Source organism: Streptomyces sp. NRRL S-920, assembly GCF_000717945.1.
In the GTDB taxonomy this organism is placed as follows: Bacteria; Actinomycetota; Actinomycetes; order Streptomycetales; family Streptomycetaceae; genus Streptomyces; species Streptomyces alboniger.
Window position 1 is genome coordinate 127,347 of sequence record NZ_JODF01000004.1, and the last position, 15,369, is coordinate 142,715.

General features: G+C 73.6%; 14 protein-coding genes. 10 read left to right on the forward strand and 4 right to left on the reverse strand.

What is annotated here, in order from left to right; translation table 11 throughout:
* Positions 1 to 7 precede the first annotated feature (7 nt).
* Positions 8 to 685, forward strand: coding sequence for an O-methyltransferase (locus IG54_RS0105115; protein ID WP_030777819.1), 678 nt, complete (start codon positions 8 to 10; stop codon positions 683 to 685).
* A gap of 22 nt (positions 686 to 707) precedes the next feature.
* On the opposite strand, the gene IG54_RS0105120 is transcribed toward IG54_RS0105115, so the two are convergent.
* Positions 708 to 1,100: an FHA domain-containing protein gene (locus tag IG54_RS0105120; protein WP_030777822.1), complete on the reverse strand. Its 393-nt coding sequence runs from the start codon at positions 1,098 to 1,100 to the stop codon at positions 708 to 710.
* 193 nt (positions 1,101 to 1,293) lie between these two features.
* Here IG54_RS0105120 and IG54_RS0105125 point away from each other — a divergent pair, with 193 nt between their 5' ends.
* The 4 genes from IG54_RS0105125 (at position 1,294) to IG54_RS0105140 (ending at position 3,283) form a co-directional block, all read left to right on the forward strand.
* The gene (locus tag IG54_RS0105125; RefSeq protein WP_037896394.1) at positions 1,294 to 1,935 is read left to right on the forward strand and encodes a hypothetical protein; all 642 of its coding nucleotides are present in this window, start codon (positions 1,294 to 1,296) and stop codon (positions 1,933 to 1,935) included.
* The gene (locus IG54_RS0105130; RefSeq protein ID WP_051819277.1) at positions 1,928 to 2,302 is read left to right on the forward strand and encodes a hypothetical protein; all 375 of its coding nucleotides are present in this window, start codon (positions 1,928 to 1,930) and stop codon (positions 2,300 to 2,302) included. Before IG54_RS0105125 ends, IG54_RS0105130 begins: the two co-directional genes overlap by 8 nt.
* A gap of 31 nt (positions 2,303 to 2,333) precedes the next feature.
* Positions 2,334 to 2,660 carry an antibiotic biosynthesis monooxygenase family protein gene (locus tag IG54_RS0105135; RefSeq protein WP_030777828.1) on the forward strand — a complete coding sequence of 109 codons (327 nt, stop codon included), beginning with the start codon at positions 2,334 to 2,336 and terminating at the stop codon, positions 2,658 to 2,660.
* Between the two features lie 71 nt (positions 2,661 to 2,731).
* Entirely contained in the window at positions 2,732 to 3,283 is a 552-nt protein-coding gene (locus tag IG54_RS0105140; protein WP_051819278.1) for a GNAT family N-acetyltransferase, read from the forward strand.
* Between the two features lie 12 nt (positions 3,284 to 3,295).
* On the opposite strand, the gene IG54_RS0105145 is transcribed toward IG54_RS0105140, so the two are convergent.
* Positions 3,296 to 5,362: an MFS transporter gene (locus IG54_RS0105145; RefSeq protein WP_078593715.1), complete on the reverse strand. Its 2,067-nt coding sequence runs from the start codon at positions 5,360 to 5,362 to the stop codon at positions 3,296 to 3,298.
* 611 nt (positions 5,363 to 5,973) lie between these two features.
* Here IG54_RS0105145 and IG54_RS43435 point away from each other — a divergent pair.
* Together IG54_RS43435 and IG54_RS0105160 are read left to right on the forward strand one after the other, a co-directional pair.
* Positions 5,974 to 7,014, forward strand: coding sequence for a peptidoglycan-binding protein (locus IG54_RS43435; RefSeq protein ID WP_158708826.1), 1,041 nt, complete (start codon positions 5,974 to 5,976; stop codon positions 7,012 to 7,014).
* Positions 7,015 to 7,055: 41 nt separating this feature from the next.
* Positions 7,056 to 8,384 (forward strand): APC family permease, encoded by a 1,329-nt coding sequence (locus IG54_RS0105160; RefSeq protein ID WP_030777838.1) that lies wholly within the window; start codon positions 7,056 to 7,058, stop codon positions 8,382 to 8,384.
* 503 nt (positions 8,385 to 8,887) lie between these two features.
* Here IG54_RS0105160 and IG54_RS0105165 read toward each other — a convergent pair.
* Both IG54_RS0105165 and IG54_RS0105170 read right to left on the reverse strand, forming a co-directional pair.
* Positions 8,888 to 9,562 (reverse strand): HAD-IA family hydrolase, encoded by a 675-nt coding sequence (locus IG54_RS0105165; protein ID WP_030777840.1) that lies wholly within the window; start codon positions 9,560 to 9,562, stop codon positions 8,888 to 8,890.
* 190 nt (positions 9,563 to 9,752) lie between these two features.
* Complete coding sequence (locus IG54_RS0105170) at positions 9,753 to 10,331, reverse strand: TMEM165/GDT1 family protein (RefSeq protein WP_030777842.1); 579 nt, start codon at positions 10,329 to 10,331, stop codon at positions 9,753 to 9,755.
* A gap of 463 nt (positions 10,332 to 10,794) precedes the next feature.
* On the opposite strand from IG54_RS0105170, the gene IG54_RS0105175 reads away from it, so the two are divergent.
* The 3 genes from IG54_RS0105175 to IG54_RS0105185 all read left to right on the forward strand — a co-directional run bounded on the left by IG54_RS0105175 (position 10,795) and on the right by IG54_RS0105185 (position 15,358).
* Entirely contained in the window at positions 10,795 to 11,460 is a 666-nt protein-coding gene (locus IG54_RS0105175) for an HNH endonuclease family protein (protein ID WP_030777844.1), read from the forward strand.
* Between the two features lie 97 nt (positions 11,461 to 11,557).
* Complete coding sequence (locus IG54_RS0105180) at positions 11,558 to 13,216, forward strand: alkaline phosphatase D family protein (protein ID WP_030777846.1); 1,659 nt, start codon at positions 11,558 to 11,560, stop codon at positions 13,214 to 13,216.
* 210 nt (positions 13,217 to 13,426) lie between these two features.
* Positions 13,427 to 15,358: an FAD/NAD(P)-binding protein gene (locus tag IG54_RS0105185; protein ID WP_037896398.1), complete on the forward strand. Its 1,932-nt coding sequence runs from the start codon at positions 13,427 to 13,429 to the stop codon at positions 15,356 to 15,358.
* Positions 15,359 to 15,369 lie beyond the last annotated feature (11 nt).

A 15,369-nucleotide genomic window follows, 5' to 3' on the forward strand; every position in this document is an offset into this window, starting at 1 on the left:
ACCCCGCATGAGCCAACCGCAGTGGAACTCAGTCGACGACTACTTCACCGACCTCCTCGCCCCGGCCGACGACGCCCTCGCCGCCGCCCTGCGCGACAGCGACGCGGCCGGTCTGCCGCGGATCAGCGTCTCCCCGAACCAGGGCAAGCTCCTCCAGCTCCTCGCACGGACGCAGGGCGCCCGCCGCATCCTGGAGATCGGCACGCTCGGCGGCTACAGCACGATCTGGCTGGCCCGCGCCCTGCCCGCCGACGGCCGCCTCATCACCCTGGAGTACAAGCGGGAGCACGCCGAGGTGGCCCGCGGCAACCTCGCCCGCGCCGGGCTCGACAAGCTCACCGAGGTCCGCGTCGGCCCCGCCCTCGACTCGCTCGCCGCGCTCGGCGCCGAACACGTCGAGAACCCCGCGCCCTTCGACCTCGTCTTCATCGACGCCGACAAGGCCAACAACCCGCACTACGTGGAGTGGTCGCTCAAGCTCACCCGCCCCGGCAGCCTCATCGTCCTCGACAACGTCGTACGCGGCGGCGCGATCACCGACGCCGCCGACCCGGACCCGAACGTGCGCGGCACCCGCGCCGCGCTCGACCTCATGGCACGCCACCCCGAGCTGGAGGCGACGGCGATCCAGACGGTGGGCACCAAGGGCTACGACGGCTTCGCGCTGGCCCGCGTACGGGACTGACGACCACGTACGCAGGTGGGGCTCAACCCTCGTGGTAGAAGCCCACGTTCACGCTCCGCGGCCCCGACCTGTCCTGGATGACCACCTCGCCCGAGCCGCCCCGGCCCAGCGGCGCCACCCCTCCGTACGCGAGGGAGAGCGCCGCGCCCTCGGACACCACCCGCACCTGCGAGGCGGGGTCGGGGTTCGAGCCGCGCAGCCAGGTCACCCTCCAGGCCCCGTCGGGTCCGCAGCGGAACTCCAGGTGCGTACGGGACACGAAAAGCCAGTCGTCGGGCGTCACCAGACGGCAGACGCTCGCGTCGCGCCCGACCCGCAGCACCGCACCCGGCTCGCTCGGCGCCTCGGCCATGAGCATGCCCGCGGTCGCGCCCGCATCCGCCCCGGACACCGAGGCCATCGTCAGCTCCAGCACGTACGTACGCTCCTTCAACTCGGCGCGGCGCGAACGTGATTGGTCATCGCGCGCTGCGGCATCTTAAGGCCACCTCCGGGCGTGCGTACCGCGTTTGGCCGCCCGCTTCCTGGCAACTCGTCCCCGGGACAGGCGCGATGGCGACACCGCGCCTCGCATCCCAAGGCCCACCCCCCGGGAAGGCACCCACTCCATGTCCACAGTCATGATCATCGTTCTGATCGTGGTCGTCGTCGCCCTCGCCGTCGGCGCGTTCGTCGTGCTGAGCCGCAAGCGGAACGCGGGCGGCGGCCACAGCCTGAAGCGGCGCTTCGGCCCCGAGTACGACCGCGCGGTCGCCCGGCACGACGGCGACACGAAAGCGGCCGAACGCGACCTCGGGGAGCGTGTGAAGCGACACGGCTCCTTGCAGGTAAGGCCCTTGGAGCCCGCGGCGCGTGAGCAGTACGCCGCCCGCTGGAACCTCGCCCAGGAGCGCTTCGTCGACTCCCCGCGCGAGGCCGTGGCCGACGCGGACCGGCTCATCGCCGAGCTGGCGGGCGCGCGGGGCTTCCCCGACGCCGGCCACTACGAGGACCAGCTGGACGCGCTCTCCGTGCACCACTCCGCCCACGTCCACGGCTACCGCAGGGTGCACCGCGCCGCGCTCGACACGACGGGCGCCGAGGAGAGCAGGACCGGCACCGAGGAGATGCGCGAGGCCATGATCGAGGCGCGGGCCCTCTTCGACGACCTGATCGCCGACCGGCACGACCACTCCGCCGCGCGCTCCGGCAAGCACACGTCCGGCAAGCGTTCGACCGGCATCACCCGAAGGGGAGTCCAGCATGGCTGACACGACGCTGTTCCCGCCCGAGGAGCGCGACAAGCTGACGTTGCGCCTCCAGAACGCCGTCAACGGCTTCGTCGACGGCCCGCGCGGCGCGGTCGAGGAGGTCGACCACGTCCTGGAGGACGCCATCGCCCGCCTCACCGACACCCTGGCCGAACGCCGCCGGGTCCTGCGCTCCTCCTGGCAGACGACGCCGGCCCGCACCACCCCGGAGGGCGGCACGCCCCCGGCCGCGGGGATGGCACCGGGCGGCGCCCTGGCCACCGAGGGCACCCCCGCCGCCCCCGAGGCCTCGGCCACCGACACCGAACAGCTCCGCCTGGCCCTGCGCGACTACCGCGAGACGGCCGAGCGCCTGCTGCGGCTCTGAGCGCCGTCGACCCGTACGGCAGGATGGCCGCATGAGCATCGTGAAGATCAACGCACTCACCGTTCCCGAGGAACAGCGCGAGGTCCTGGAGAAGCGCTTCGCGTCCCGCGCGGGCGCGGTGGAGAACTCCGACGGCTTCGAGTGGTTCGAGCTGCTGCGCCCCATCGAGGGCACAGACCAGTACCTCGTCTACACCCGCTGGCGCGACGAGGCCTCCTTCCAGGCCTGGATGGAGGGCCCCATGAAGGCCGCGCACCAGGGTGGCGGCGAGGGCGGTGGCGAGCGGCCGAAGCCCGCCGCCTCCGGATCGACGGTCTGGTCCTTCGAGGTCGTCCAGCAGGCCGCGCCCAAGAGCTGACCCGGGCCGTACCGGCGCCCCGCGAGCAATTCGCTTGCGGGGCGCCGCTCCCGTGTCCCGACAATGACGGCATGACCCGAGCCCCCGCCCGCGCCACCACCCGCGCCACCACCCGCGCCGCCTCCTGGACCATCGCCCCCGAGGCGTACGACTCGGCCGTGGCCGCCGCGCTCTGGCGCGCGTACTACACCGAGGTCAGCGACCGCTGGTACCTGCTGCACGAGGGCACCACCACCGACCCCGACGAGCTGGAGCGCGAGATCGCCGCGGAGAGCGGCGCCGACCTCGCGCCGCCGCACGGAGTGCTGCTCGTCGCGCGGTACGGCGACGAACCCGGCGGCACGGCGGGCGTGCGGCTGCTGGATCCGGCGACCGCCGAACTGAAGCGCGTATTCGTACGTCAGGACCTGCGCGGCAAAGGCGGCGCCCCGGTGCTGCTGGCTGCCGCCGAGGACGCGGCCCGCGCGCTCGGCGCCGAGCGGCTCGTCCTCGACACCCGCACCGACCTGGTGGAGGCCCGCGCGCTGTACACGCGGCACGGTTACGAGGAGATCGAGCCCTACGCCGAAAGCGCGTACGCCGAGCACTGGTACGGCAAGAAGCTGGCCCCGGCCGAGGCCTGACCTGACCTGATTTCACACCGCCCGCAGCCGCGGCGCCCCGTCGTGCGGCCGCTCCGACTCCGACCCGCACAGCTCGCCGCTCAACTCCTGGACCAGCTGGGACAGGTCGGTCGGGCGCCGCGGGCCCCACCAGTCGCCGAGCAGTTCGGACAGGGACTCCTCACGGGCCTTGGCGAGCTTCGTCGCGACCTCGCGGCCGCTGTCCGTCAGGAACATCTCCAGGCCCCGCCGTTCGGCGAGGCGCCGCTCCTCGACCTGGCGGGCCGCCGCGGTGATGACGGTCAGCGGCACAGTGGTGCGCTCGGCGAGTACGGCGGGTTCGACGGATCCGTGCCGGGCGATGCGCAGCAGCAGCCAGCTCGCGGCGGGGAGCAGGTCGTAGCCCGCCCGCGCGGTGATCTTCTCGTAGATCGCCCGGCGGCCCTCCCTGGTGCCGAGGACCGAGAGGGCCCGCGCCACCTCGTCGTAGGAGGAGCGTTCGACGGGGTTGCTGGCCAGCGTCTGGGTCTGGTCGGGCGCGGTGACCGAGCCGCGCAGCTTGTCCTCGCGCAGGAACCAGGCGAGTACGAAGGCGAGGAGCGCGACCGGCGCCGCGTACAGGAAGACGTCCGTGATCGAGGAGGCGTACGCGTGCAGGGCGCTGGGCCGCAGGTCGGCGGGGAGGCGCGCGATGCCGCGCGGGTCCGCCTCCAGGGTGGTGACGCTCAGCCCCGGCGGCAGCTGCCGCCCGGCGAGGGCGTCGGTCAGCTTGTCGCCGAGCCGGTTGGTGAAGATCGTGCCGAAGATCGCGACGCCGAAGGAGGCGCCGATCGAGCGGAAGAACGTCGCGCCGGAGGTGGCGACGCCCAGGTCCTCGTAGCCGACCGCGTTCTGCACGATGAGCACCAGCACCTGCATGACCAGGCCGAGGCCCAGGCCGAAGACGAAGAAGTACGCGCTCATCTCGCCCGTGGAACTGTGCTCGTCGAGCCGGTGGAGGAGGAGCAGGCCGAGCGTGGTGACGGCCGTGCCCGCGACGGGGAAGACCTTCCAGCGGCCGGTGCGGCTGACGATCTGCCCGGACGCGGTCGTCGACAGGAGCATGCCGGCCACCATCGGCAGCATGTGCACGCCCGACATGGTCGGTGAGACGCCCTGGACGACCTGGAGGAACGTCGGCAGATAGGTCATCGCCCCGAACATCGCGAAGCCCACGATGAAGCTGATGACCGCGGAGAGCGTGAAGGTGCGGACGCGGAACAGCTTCAGCGGGATCACCGGTTCGGCGGCCTTGCGCTCCACGGCCACGAAGGCGGCGGCGAGGACCACGCCGAGCACCGCGAAGCCGATGATCTGCGGCGAGCCCCAGTCCCAGGTGGTGCCGCCGAGCGAGGCGACGAGGACGAGGCAGGTGGCGACGGACGCGATGAGGAAGGTGCCGAGGTAGTCGATGGTGTGCTTGGTGTCGCGCACCGGGATGTGCAGCGTGGTGGCGATGACGAGGAGCGCGATCACGCCGATGGGCAGGTTGATGTAGAAGACCCAGCGCCAGCTGAGGTGCTCGGTGAAGAGCCCGCCGAGGAGCGGTCCGAGGACGCTGGTCGCGCCGAACACCGCGCCGAACAGGCCCTGGTACTTGCCGCGTTCGCGCGGCGACACGAGGTCGCCGACGATCGCCATGGACAGCACCATGAGCCCGCCGCCGCCGAGCCCCTGCAACGCCCGGAAGCCGATGAGCTGCGGCATGTTCTGCGCCATTCCGCACAGCGCCGAGCCGACCAGGAAGATCACGATCGCGGTCAGGAAGAGCTTTTTTCGGCCGTATTGGTCGCCGAGCTTTCCCCAGAGCGGGGTCGCGGCCGTCGCGGCCAGCATGTACGCGGTGACGACCCACGACAGGTGGTCCATGCCGCCCAGCTCGCTGACGATCGTCGGCAGGGCGGTCGAGACGATGGTCTGGTCGAGGGCCGCGAGCAGCATGCCGAGGAGCAGCGCGCCGATGGAGACCAGTACGCCGCCCGGCGGATGCCCGTTCGCTCCCTGACCGTGCGCGGGGTCGGGGCCCGGCCCCGAGGGGCGGGCGCTGACATCCTGCGACATGGGCACCTCCTGGGAGTCCGGATTCCGCCTGTGGCTGAGGGTGCTCCCCCTCCATCGTGGTCCGTGTGACCGGTTATGGCCTGTTGAAGCCTCGGTCTGCATAATCGCGGGTGTTCTCGGGCGGGCGGGGCACGGGAGGGGGCGCGGCGATGACCGGTCAGGACGGGCCGCGGTGCCCCCGCTGCGGCGTGCCGCGCGCGCCGGGCACCGCCCCGGAGTGCGACTGCGCCCGCCACACGGCGGACGCGGCCCACCGGACCCGCCGCGCGGAGGCGGCAGCGGCGGAGGACTTCGACCCCCTGCGGATACGTCCGTACGTCTCACTGCCGGACCCCGAGACGGCCGGCCCGGCCAGAAACCCGGCGCCGCCTGCCCCCAAACCGGCCTCGACGCCACCTGCCCCCCAATCGGCCTCCATGCCGCCTGACCCCCGCCCGGCCTCGCCGCCAGCCGACCCCTGCACGGCCGCCGGGCTGGCCGACCCTTGGCCGGCCTGCGCGCCATCTGACCCCCGCCCGGCCTCAGCGGAGGCGGGCCCCCGCCCGGCCTCCACGCCATCTGATCCCCGCCCTGCCTCCGCGTTGGCCGACCCCCGCCCGGACGGCGACGCGATGCCGGCTCCGCCGCTCGCGGTGCCGGACAGCGCCGCCGGTCCACGCCGGTCCGGCGGGGACGGTGTGACAGGGGCGAAGGCCCCGCCGGACCGGGCGCTGGACGGCACCACCAAGGAACCCCTCGCCCCGCACACGCGGCACCGACCCGGCCAGGCCGCTGCGGCAGGGGCGAAGGTCCCGCCGGATCGGGCGGCGGACGGCACCACCGGGGAAGCCCGCACCCCACACGCGCGGCATTGGCCCGGCCAGGCCGCCGTGGCGGGGACGGAGACCCCGCCGGACCAAGCGGCGGACGGCACCACCAGGGAAGCCCCCACCCCACACCCGCGGCGGCGGCTCGGCCAGGCCACCGCGGCAGGCGTGATGACCCCACCCGACCGCGTGGCGGACGGCACCGCCTCCTACGCCCCCGCCCCACACACACGACGGGCCCGTACGCGCCGGTATCTCCTGCTCGGTGGTGGGGCCGGCGCCCTCGCTGTCGTCGTCGGCGGAGTCGTGTTCGCCTCCGGCCTGTTCTCCTCCGCCGCCGACCGGCCGGAGCGGGACCGGGCGCTGCCGGGCGGAGCCCCCGCGTCCGTCTCCGCAGGCCCCGCGGAACCCGCACCGCCCACGGCGAAACCATCCGCCTCCGCCGCCCGCACCCCCGCCACCGCACCCCGCCGCGCCGCCGCCCCGCCCGCGCCCACCCGCTCGACAGCCCCGCCGTCGCCCTCGCCTTCGCCGCCGTCACCGTCCCCACCGCCGTCGACGGCACGCGCCACGGGCTCGGTGGGCCCGAAGTCGCCCCCCGCGACCCGCGAACCGTCCGCCCCCGCGGTCCTCCGCGAGGGCGACGAGGGCCCCGCGGTCGCGGAACTCCAGGGCCGCCTGGCCCAGCTCCACCTCTACGCGGGCGAGCGGGACGGCACGTACAGCCGTGCCGTGACCGCCGCGGTCCTGCGCTACCAGTGGGCGCGCGGACTGACCTCCGACCCCCCGGGCGCGTACGGCCGCCAGACGCGACGCAGCCTGGAGTCGGAGACCAAGGAGCCGTAAGTCCCGTGGTCGGGGGCGCCGCACCGGGTATACGGCTCTGCGTGAACGATCACCGCACCACCCCGCAGGCAGCAGCCGGCCCCACGGCGCTCAAGAAGGCCCTGACCACCCCGCTCCTGTACTTCTTCATTCTCGGAGACGTCCTGGGCGCGGGCGTGTACGTCCTGGTGGGCCAGGTCGCGGCCGACTCCGGAGGCGCCGTATGGGTGCCGCTGGTCGTGGCGCTCTGCCTGGCGCTGCTGACGGCCGCCTCGTACGCCGAACTGGTGACGAAGTACCCGCGCGCGGGCGGCGCGTCCCACTACGCGACCCTGGCGTACGGGCCCTTCGCGGGGTTCCTCGCCGGGTTCTGCATGCTCGCCGCGGGCATCGTGTCGGTCGCGGCGCTGGCGCGCGGCTTCGCCGGTGACTACCTCACCGAGTTCGTCACGCTCCCGGTGGTCCTGGTCGTCATCGTCTTCCTCGCCGCCCTCGCGCTGCTGAACGCGCGCGGCATCAGGGAGTCGACGCGAGCCAACGCGGTCGCCACGGTCGTCGAGGTGAGCGGCCTGCTGCTCGTGATCGGGCTCGGCCTGTGGATCGTGCTGCGCGGGGACGGCGACCTGGGGCGGCTGACGGAGCTGGGCACCGACAGCCACGGGCCCGCGGCGGCCGTGCTGAGCGGTGCGGTGCTCGCCTACTACTCGTTCGTCGGCTTCGAGACGTCCGTGAACGTGGCCGAGGAGACCCGCGACCCGCGCCGCTCCTACCCGCGGGCGCTCTTCGGCGCCCTGGTGACGGCGGGAGCGGTGTACGCGCTGGTGGGGGCCGCCGCGGCGGCGGCCGTGCCGACCGGGACGCTGGCCGGGTCCAGCGGGCCGCTGCTCGAAGTGGTGCGGGAGGCGGGCGGTGTCCCCACGGAGCTGTTCAGCGCCGTCGCGCTGGTGGCGGTCGCCAACGGCGCGCTGCTCACCGGCATCATGTCGTCGCGCCTCGCCTACGGCATGGCGCGGGAGGGCCTGCTGCCGGGGTTCCTGACGAAGGTGCTGCCGGGGCGCCGCACGCCGTGGGCCTCGATCGCCGCCACGACGGCACTGTCGCTGCTGCTCGCGCTGACCGGCGACGTGGCCACGCTCGCCTCGACGCTGGTCCTGCTCCTGCTGGTGGTCTTCTTCCTCGTCAACACGGCGGCCCTGGTCCTGCGCCGCGACACGCCCGCCCGGGACCACTTCCGGGCGCCGACGGCGGTGCCGGTCCTCGGCGCGGCGTCCTGCGTCGCGCTCGCGACCCAGATCGAGGGCGAGGTGTGGGCGAGGGGCCTGATCGTGCTGGCGGTGGGCGCGGTGTGCGGGGCCGTAGCGGCGGCACGGTTGCGGCGCCGCCAGGACTGAGCCGCGGCGGTGCCTGCCCCACGGCAGGCACGGGTGGGCCACCGCGCACAGCGCGGGACGCGGCGCCGCGGTGGCGGAACGGATACGCCGGGACTGAGCCCCGGTGAGCGTGAGCGGTACCACCGGTGTCCGGCGCCCACGCCGGTACGAACATGCGCCCCGGCAGTACCTGCGCCGGGGCAGCCCAGTCACACCACCTCGGCCGGGTTCAGCCGAGCACCGCCCGAACCGGCGGAGTCCCAGCCAGGCACCGGCAGAACCTCAGCCAGACACCGACCCTCGACCGAGCCCCAGCCAGGCGCCAACCGACCCCGCCCGCCCAGCCAGGCGCCAGCCGAACTCGGCCCGCCTCAGCCATGCGCCGGCCAAACCAGCAGAACCAGAGCCAGGAACCGAACCTGCCGAGCCCCAGCCCGGCGCCAACCGACCCCGCCCGCCCAGCCAGGCGCCAGCCGCGCCCCAACCAGGCCCGAGCCGAACCCCACCCCGCCGTCAGCCAACCCTCAGGCGAACGTCAGTCGGAACTCCCCGCCCCCCGCATCGGCGATCCGTACCCCCGTCAGATCGTCGACGTGCACGGTCGGCCCCAGGGCGGCGGCCCGCGCGCCGACGCCCACCACGCGCATACCGGCCGCCCGGCCGGCGAGGATGCCCGCCTCCGAGTCCTCGAAGACCAGGCAGTCCGCCGGGGCGAAGCCCAGTTCCGCCGCCCCCTTGAGGAACCCCTCGGGGTCCGGCTTGCTCGCGCCGACGCTCTCGGCGGTCACCCGCACATCCGGCAGGCCGAGCCCCGCCGCGGCCATCCGCCCGGTGGACAGCGGCACATCGGCGGACGTCACGAGCGCGTGCGGCATCCCGAGTCCGGCGAGCGCTGCCATGAAGGCGGGCGCGCCGGGTATCGGTACGACGCCGTCCATGTCGGCGGTCTCCGCGGCGAGCATCTCGCGGTTCTCCGCGTAGTTCTCCGCCATCGGCCGCTCCGGCAGCAGCACCGCCATGGACGCGTACCCCTGGCGTCCGTGGACGACCTTGATGACCTCGTCGAAGTCGAGCCCGTGCCGGTCGGCCCACCGCCGCCAGCAGCGCTCCACGACGGCGTCCGAGTTCACGAGGGTGCCGTCCATGTCGAGGAGGACGGCTCGGGCGGTCAGAACAGAGTCGGCGGTCGTGGCCGTCATCGACGTACTCCAGAGCGCAGAGGAAAAACCCGCCACGGAGGAAGGTCCCGCGACGGGAAGATCAAGGCGGCCCCGCCCGCCGGTCAGGGAGTACGGGCGGAGCCACTTTGTTCCTGCACGGTACAAAACGAGGGCGCCAAAAGCCAACGCCGCAGGTCAGACCGGTCAAGCCCGCCAAAAAGGACTGACGTCACGCAATCGCCTCGTAGAGGCTCCACACCCCGAGCCCCAGCATCAGCAGCGCCGCGATCTTCGTGATGAGCGCCAGCGGAACCCTCTTCATCAACGCCTTCCCGCCGACGATGCCGAGCCCGGCGACCGCCCACAGCGCGAGCACGGCGCCGAGGCCGACGGAGAGCGGGTCGTCGTAGCGGGCGGCCAGGTTCGCCGTCATGATCTGCGTCAGATCGCCGAACTCGGCGACCAGGATGAGCATGAAGCCCGCCCCCGAGACCTTCCAGAAGCTCTGGTCCTCGGGCTGCCTGACCTCTTCCTCCTCGCCGCCGCCCTTCAGGAGCAGCATCGCGGCGCCGCCGAGGAAGAGGACACCGGTCAGCGCGTGGACCAGTTGCTGCGGCAGCAGGGTCAGGACGCTGCCCGCCGCGACGGCGAGCACCACATGGACGGCGAAGGCCGCCGCGACGCCCACGAAGACGTACGAGGCGCGGTAGCGCGTGCCGAGCACGAGTCCGGCCAGGGCCGTCTTGTCCGGCAGCTCGGCAAGGAAGACGACGCCGAAGACGAGCGCCATCACACTGATGCTGATCAAGGGTTCCTCAATCGGTCGGGGCCGCCCCACCGAGAGTGTTCCACCGCTTCGCGCACGACACCTCGGCATGGCAGCGCACACGGACGCGTACGGGCGTACGCGTCGGGTCACTGCTTGCCGAAGGTCTCGCTGGCCTGCCCCACAGGGCCTGCCTCCGGGCGCCGGCTCAGACGAGCTGAGCAGTATGTCGACGGTCCGGCGAAGAGCTACTCCCCTTCTGCGCCGCCCATCGTACGGGACGGCGCACGGCCCGCGGCCAGGGACTTTCGGCCCGCGCCGGAGTGACGTGGATCACTCGGAAGCAACTGCCGCCCCGCTCAATGCGCCTGACGCCGCGCCAGAACTATTGAATTGTGCACCTCATTGACGCGACCCTGTCATCAGACGCACATCCACCCGCAACCCCACCACCCGAGCCTGACCGCCCCACCGGTCAACTTCCCCCCACTCCAAGGGAGTTCTCATGTCCGCTGTCTACGCGCGTCACCACACGGCCCCGCGGCGCCGCCTCGCCGCCCTCGGCGGCGCCGCCCTGCTGGCCTGCGCGGCCGTCCTCACCACCGGCACCCCCGCCCAGGCCGCTCCCCCGGCCCCGGTCGACGCCGCCACCGCCCGCACCTACCTCGGCGACCTCACCGTCAGGGCCGAGGGCTCGTCCGACGGCTACAGCCGCGACAAGTTCCCGCACTGGAGCACCCAGTCCGGCGCCTGCAACACCCGCGAGGTCGTCCTCAAGCGCGACGGCACGAACGTCCAGCAGGACGCCAGCTGCGCGGCCGTCTCCGGAACGTGGAAGTCCCCCTACGACGGCGGCACTTGGACGGCCGCGTCCGACGTCGACATCGACCACGTCGTGCCGCTCTCCGAGGCCTGGCGGTCCGGCGCGAGCGGCTGGACCACCGCGCAGCGCCAAGGCTTCGCCAACGACCTCGCCCAGCCCCAGCTGATCGCCGTCACCGACAACGTCAACCAGGCCAAGGGCGACAAGGACCCCGCCGAGTGGATGCCGCCCACCGGCTCCTACCACTGCTTCTACGCCCGGATGTGGGTGGACGTGAAGCACCACTACAAGCTCACGGTGAACGCCGAGGAGAGGAGCGCGCTGACCTCGGTCCTCAGCGGCTGCTGACCACCGGCACGCCGTACGCCGTACGCGCCTGCCGGAACCGCCCCGCCCGCCTCCGTCGTTCCGTACCGTACGGGGCGACGGAGGAGGGTGATCACCTGTGGCACGGCTGCGGCTCGGTCCACTGCTGAGGTACGTCGACGGCTGCACGGCGACGGTCTGGGTCGAGGCCGACCGGCCCTGCACCGCCGAGGTGCGGTGCGCGGACGGCGCGCACGGCTCGGCACGCACCTTCCAGATCGCCGGGCACCACTACGCCCTGATCCCGGTCACGGGCCTGACACCGGGCACCGAGACGGCGTACGAGGTGCGGCTCGGGACCGGCGCCGGCGAGCGGGAGCCGGGCACGGTCTGGCCCCTGCCCGGCTCCCGCTTCCCCGCGAGCACCATCCGCACGCCCGCCGGGGACGGCGCCGACGAGCTGCGCGTCACCTTCGGCTCCTGCCGCTGGGCCGCGCCGCCGCCCGGCGAGGACGACCCCGTGGGGCCCGACGCCCTGGACACGCTCGCCGCCCGCATCGCCGCGGACCCGGCCGCGCGCCCCGACGTGCTGCTGCTCCTGGGCGACCAGGTGTACGCGGACCAGACCTCGAAGGCGACCCGGCGCTGGCTCGCGGCCCGCCGGGACCTCTCGGAGCCCCCGGGCGCCCAGGTCGCCGACTACGAGGAGTACACGCACCTCTATGACGAGTCCTGGCTCGACCCCGAGGTGCGCTGGCTGCTGTCCACCGTGCCCAGCTGCATGATCTTCGACGACCACGACGTCATCGACGACTGGAACACCAGCGCGGCCTGGCTCGCCGAGATGCGGGCCACGCCCTGGTGGCGCGAGCGGGTCCTGAGCGGACTGATGTCGTACTGGGTCCATCAGCACCTGGGCAATCTGCCGCCCGGGGAGCTGGCGACCGACGCCGTCTACGCCGCCGTGCGCGCCACGCCCGACGGCACGGACGCGCTGCGCGCCTTCGCCGCCACGGCCGACGCCGACCCGGGCTCGGCGCGCTGGAGCTACCGGCGGGACTTCGGGCGCGTACGCCTGTTGATGGTCGACACCCGGGCGGCGCGCGTCCTCGCGGAGGGGGAGCGCGCCATGCTCGACCCGGCCGAGGCGCGCTGGCTGCGCGAGCAGATGGCCGACGGGGCGGGCGGCTTCGACCACCTCCTCATCGGCACATCGCTGCCGTGGCTGCTGCCGCACCTCATCCATGACGCCGAGGGGTGGAACGCCGCGCTGTGCCGCGGCGAACGGGGCGCCCGCTGGGCCCGCTTCGGCGAGAACCTGCGCAGACGCTCGGACCTGGAGCACTGGTCGGCCTTTCCGACGTCCTTCGAGGCGCTCACCGAGCTGATCGCGGAGGTGGGTTCGGGCGACGGCGCCCCGGCGACGGTGTGCGTGCTCTCCGGAGACGTCCACCACGCCTATGTCGCCGAGCCGAGCTGGCCCGACGGCACCGGCCCCGCCGCCCGCGTCCTCCAGCTGACCTGCTCCCCCGTCCACAACTCCATCCCCCGGTCGATACAGCTCGGCTTCCGCTTCGGCTGGAGCCGCGCGGGCCGCGCCCTCGGCCGCCGCTTCGCCCGCCACGGCGGAGTGAGCCAGGCGGGCATCGACTGGCGCAGGACGGGCGGCCCCTGGTTCGGCAACCAGCTCATGACGCTCACACTGCGCGGCCGTTCGGCCCGGCTCCGCCTCGACCAGGCGAGGGCGGTACGCGGCGGCGTACGCCTGGAAACGGCGGAGGAGCGGAGCCTGTCGTAGGCGGACGGGAGCCGAGTCCGACGTAGGCGGACGTGACACACCCCACACCCGCGTACGGATCCTTCGGCCGGGGTTCGGCATCCGGGGTTCCGGCGGCATGATGAGGCGGACCGTCCGCTTCCGGCGTGCGGCCCGCTTCTCTATGCCCCGGGAGTCACGCTTTTGTCCGCATCTCTGCCCGCGCCGCGCCCCTCCGCGTCGCGACCGACCGTGCCGGACGCGACAGCCCTCGCCCTGGTCGGCGCGGGCCCCCGCGGCACCAGCGTGCTCGAACGGCTCTGCGCGTCGGCGGGCGAACTCCTCGCCCCCGGGGCCCGGCTGACGGTGCATGTCGTCGACCCCGCGCCGCCGGGCGCCGGGCGCGTCTGGCGGACGGCGCAGCCGGGCGGGCTCCTGATGAACACCGTCGCCTCGCAGGTGACCCTCTTCACGGACGAGAGCGTCGACTGCTCGGGGCCCGTCCGTCCCGGCCCGAGCCTGTACGAGTGGGCGGCCGACGGCCGTGAGCCGGGGCTCGGCCCCGACGACTACCCGACCCGCGCCTGCTACGGACGCTATCTGGAGTGGGTCTTCGCCGAGGTGGTGCGCACCGCGCCCGGCTCCGTCCGCGTACGGGTGCACGCGGCGCGCGCCCTGCGGCTGGACGAGACGGCGGACGGCCAGCAGACCCTCGTACTGGACAACGGCCTTGAGCTGTCCGGGCTTTCGGCCGTTGTCCTGGCGCAAGGACATCTGCCGGCGCGCGCCGACCGCGAGGAGCGGCGCCTTGCCGAGCACGCCGCGCTGTACGGCCTGCGCCACTTCCCGCCCGCCAACCCCGCCGACCTGGACCTGACGGCGATCGCCCCCGGCGAGCCCGTGCTGCTGCGCGGTCTCGGCCTCAACTTCTTCGACCACATGGCGCTGTTGAGCGGCGGCCGCGGCGGCCGGTACCTGCGCGGGCCGGACGGCACCCTGCGCTACGAGCCCTCGGGCCACGAGCCGCGGCTGTACGCGGGGTCGCGGCGCGGCATCCCCTACCAGGCGCGCGGGGACAACGCGAAGGGCCCCTACGGACGGCACGAGCCCGCGGTCCTCACCGACGACGTCATAGCCCGCTTCCGCAAGCGCGCGGACAGCGGCGACGCCCCCGACTTCCTCGACGAGATATGGCCACTGGTCGCGAAGGAGGTGGAGACGGTCTACTACACGGCGCTGCTCGCCGCGCGAGACGGCCGCCGGGCCCGCCCGGAGGACTTCCGGGAGAGGTTTCTCGCCACCGCCCACCAGAGCCCCCAAGAGGCCGCGCTGCTCGACGAGTCGGGCATCGCGGAGGCCGACCGCTGGTCCTGGGACCGCCTCTCGCGCCCGCACCCCGCCCGCGCCCTCGCCTCCCCGCGCGCCCACCGCGCCTGGCTCCTCGGCCAACTGCGCGAGGACGCCGCGCAGGCCGCGCTCGGCAATGTCGCGGGCCCGCTGAAGGCCGCGCTCGACGTGCTGCGCGACCTGCGCAACGAACTGCGCAGGATCGTCGACCACGGCGGCCTCTCCGGCATCTCGCGCCGCACCCACCTCGACCGCTGGTACACCCCTCTCAACGCCTTCCTCTCGATCGGCCCGCCGCGCCGGCGCATCGAGGAGATGGCCGCGCTGATCGAGGCGGGCGTCCTCGACGTACTCGGCCCGCGGCTGACCGTGCGCCTCGAAGGCGGGGCGTTCCTCGCGCACTCCCCTGACGTGCCGGGTTCCGATGTCCGCGTCACCACGCTGATCGAGGCCCGGCTGCCCGAGCCGGACCTGCGCCGCACGGGGGACGACCTGCTCGGGCGGCTCCTCGAAACCGGCGGGTGCCGCCCCCATGTCGTCGACGGTTATGAAACCGGTGGCCTGGACGTAACACAGCGCCCGTATCGCCTGATCGACCGTCAAGGCCGGGCGCACCCTAGGCGGTTCGCGTTCGGCGTGCCCACGGAGGGTGTGCACTGGGTGACGGCCGCGGGGGCCCGGCCGGGCGTCGACTCGGTCACGCTGTCGGATGCCGACGCGGTGGCGCGGGCGGCGCTGCGCGTGGCCGCCGGGAGCGCAGCGGGGCCGTCGACGACGGAAACGGAACCGAGGACTGACCGGATGTTGAACTTGCAAGCACTAATTAGGTACCCCTAATCTTGGGCCTC

Excerpts from the sequence above, each read along its gene's own strand:
- IG54_RS0105115 (WP_030777819.1), top strand. The coding sequence starts at position 8 with ATGAGCCAACCGCAGTGGAACTCAGTCGACGACTACTTCACCGACCTC.
- IG54_RS0105125 (WP_037896394.1), top strand. The coding sequence starts at position 1,294 with ATGTCCACAGTCATGATCATCGTTCTGATCGTGGTCGTCGTCGCCCTC.
- IG54_RS0105130 (WP_051819277.1), top strand. The coding sequence starts at position 1,928 with ATGGCTGACACGACGCTGTTCCCGCCCGAGGAGCGCGACAAGCTGACG.
- IG54_RS0105135 (WP_030777828.1), top strand. The coding sequence starts at position 2,334 with ATGAGCATCGTGAAGATCAACGCACTCACCGTTCCCGAGGAACAGCGC.
- IG54_RS0105140 (WP_051819278.1), top strand. The coding sequence starts at position 2,732 with ATGACCCGAGCCCCCGCCCGCGCCACCACCCGCGCCACCACCCGCGCC.
- IG54_RS0105145 (WP_078593715.1), bottom strand. The coding sequence starts at position 5,362 with ATGTCGCAGGATGTCAGCGCCCGCCCCTCGGGGCCGGGCCCCGACCCC.
- IG54_RS43435 (WP_158708826.1), top strand. The coding sequence starts at position 5,974 with ATGCCGGCTCCGCCGCTCGCGGTGCCGGACAGCGCCGCCGGTCCACGC.
- IG54_RS0105165 (WP_030777840.1), bottom strand. The coding sequence starts at position 9,562 with ATGACGGCCACGACCGCCGACTCTGTTCTGACCGCCCGAGCCGTCCTC.
- IG54_RS0105175 (WP_030777844.1), top strand. The coding sequence starts at position 10,795 with ATGTCCGCTGTCTACGCGCGTCACCACACGGCCCCGCGGCGCCGCCTC.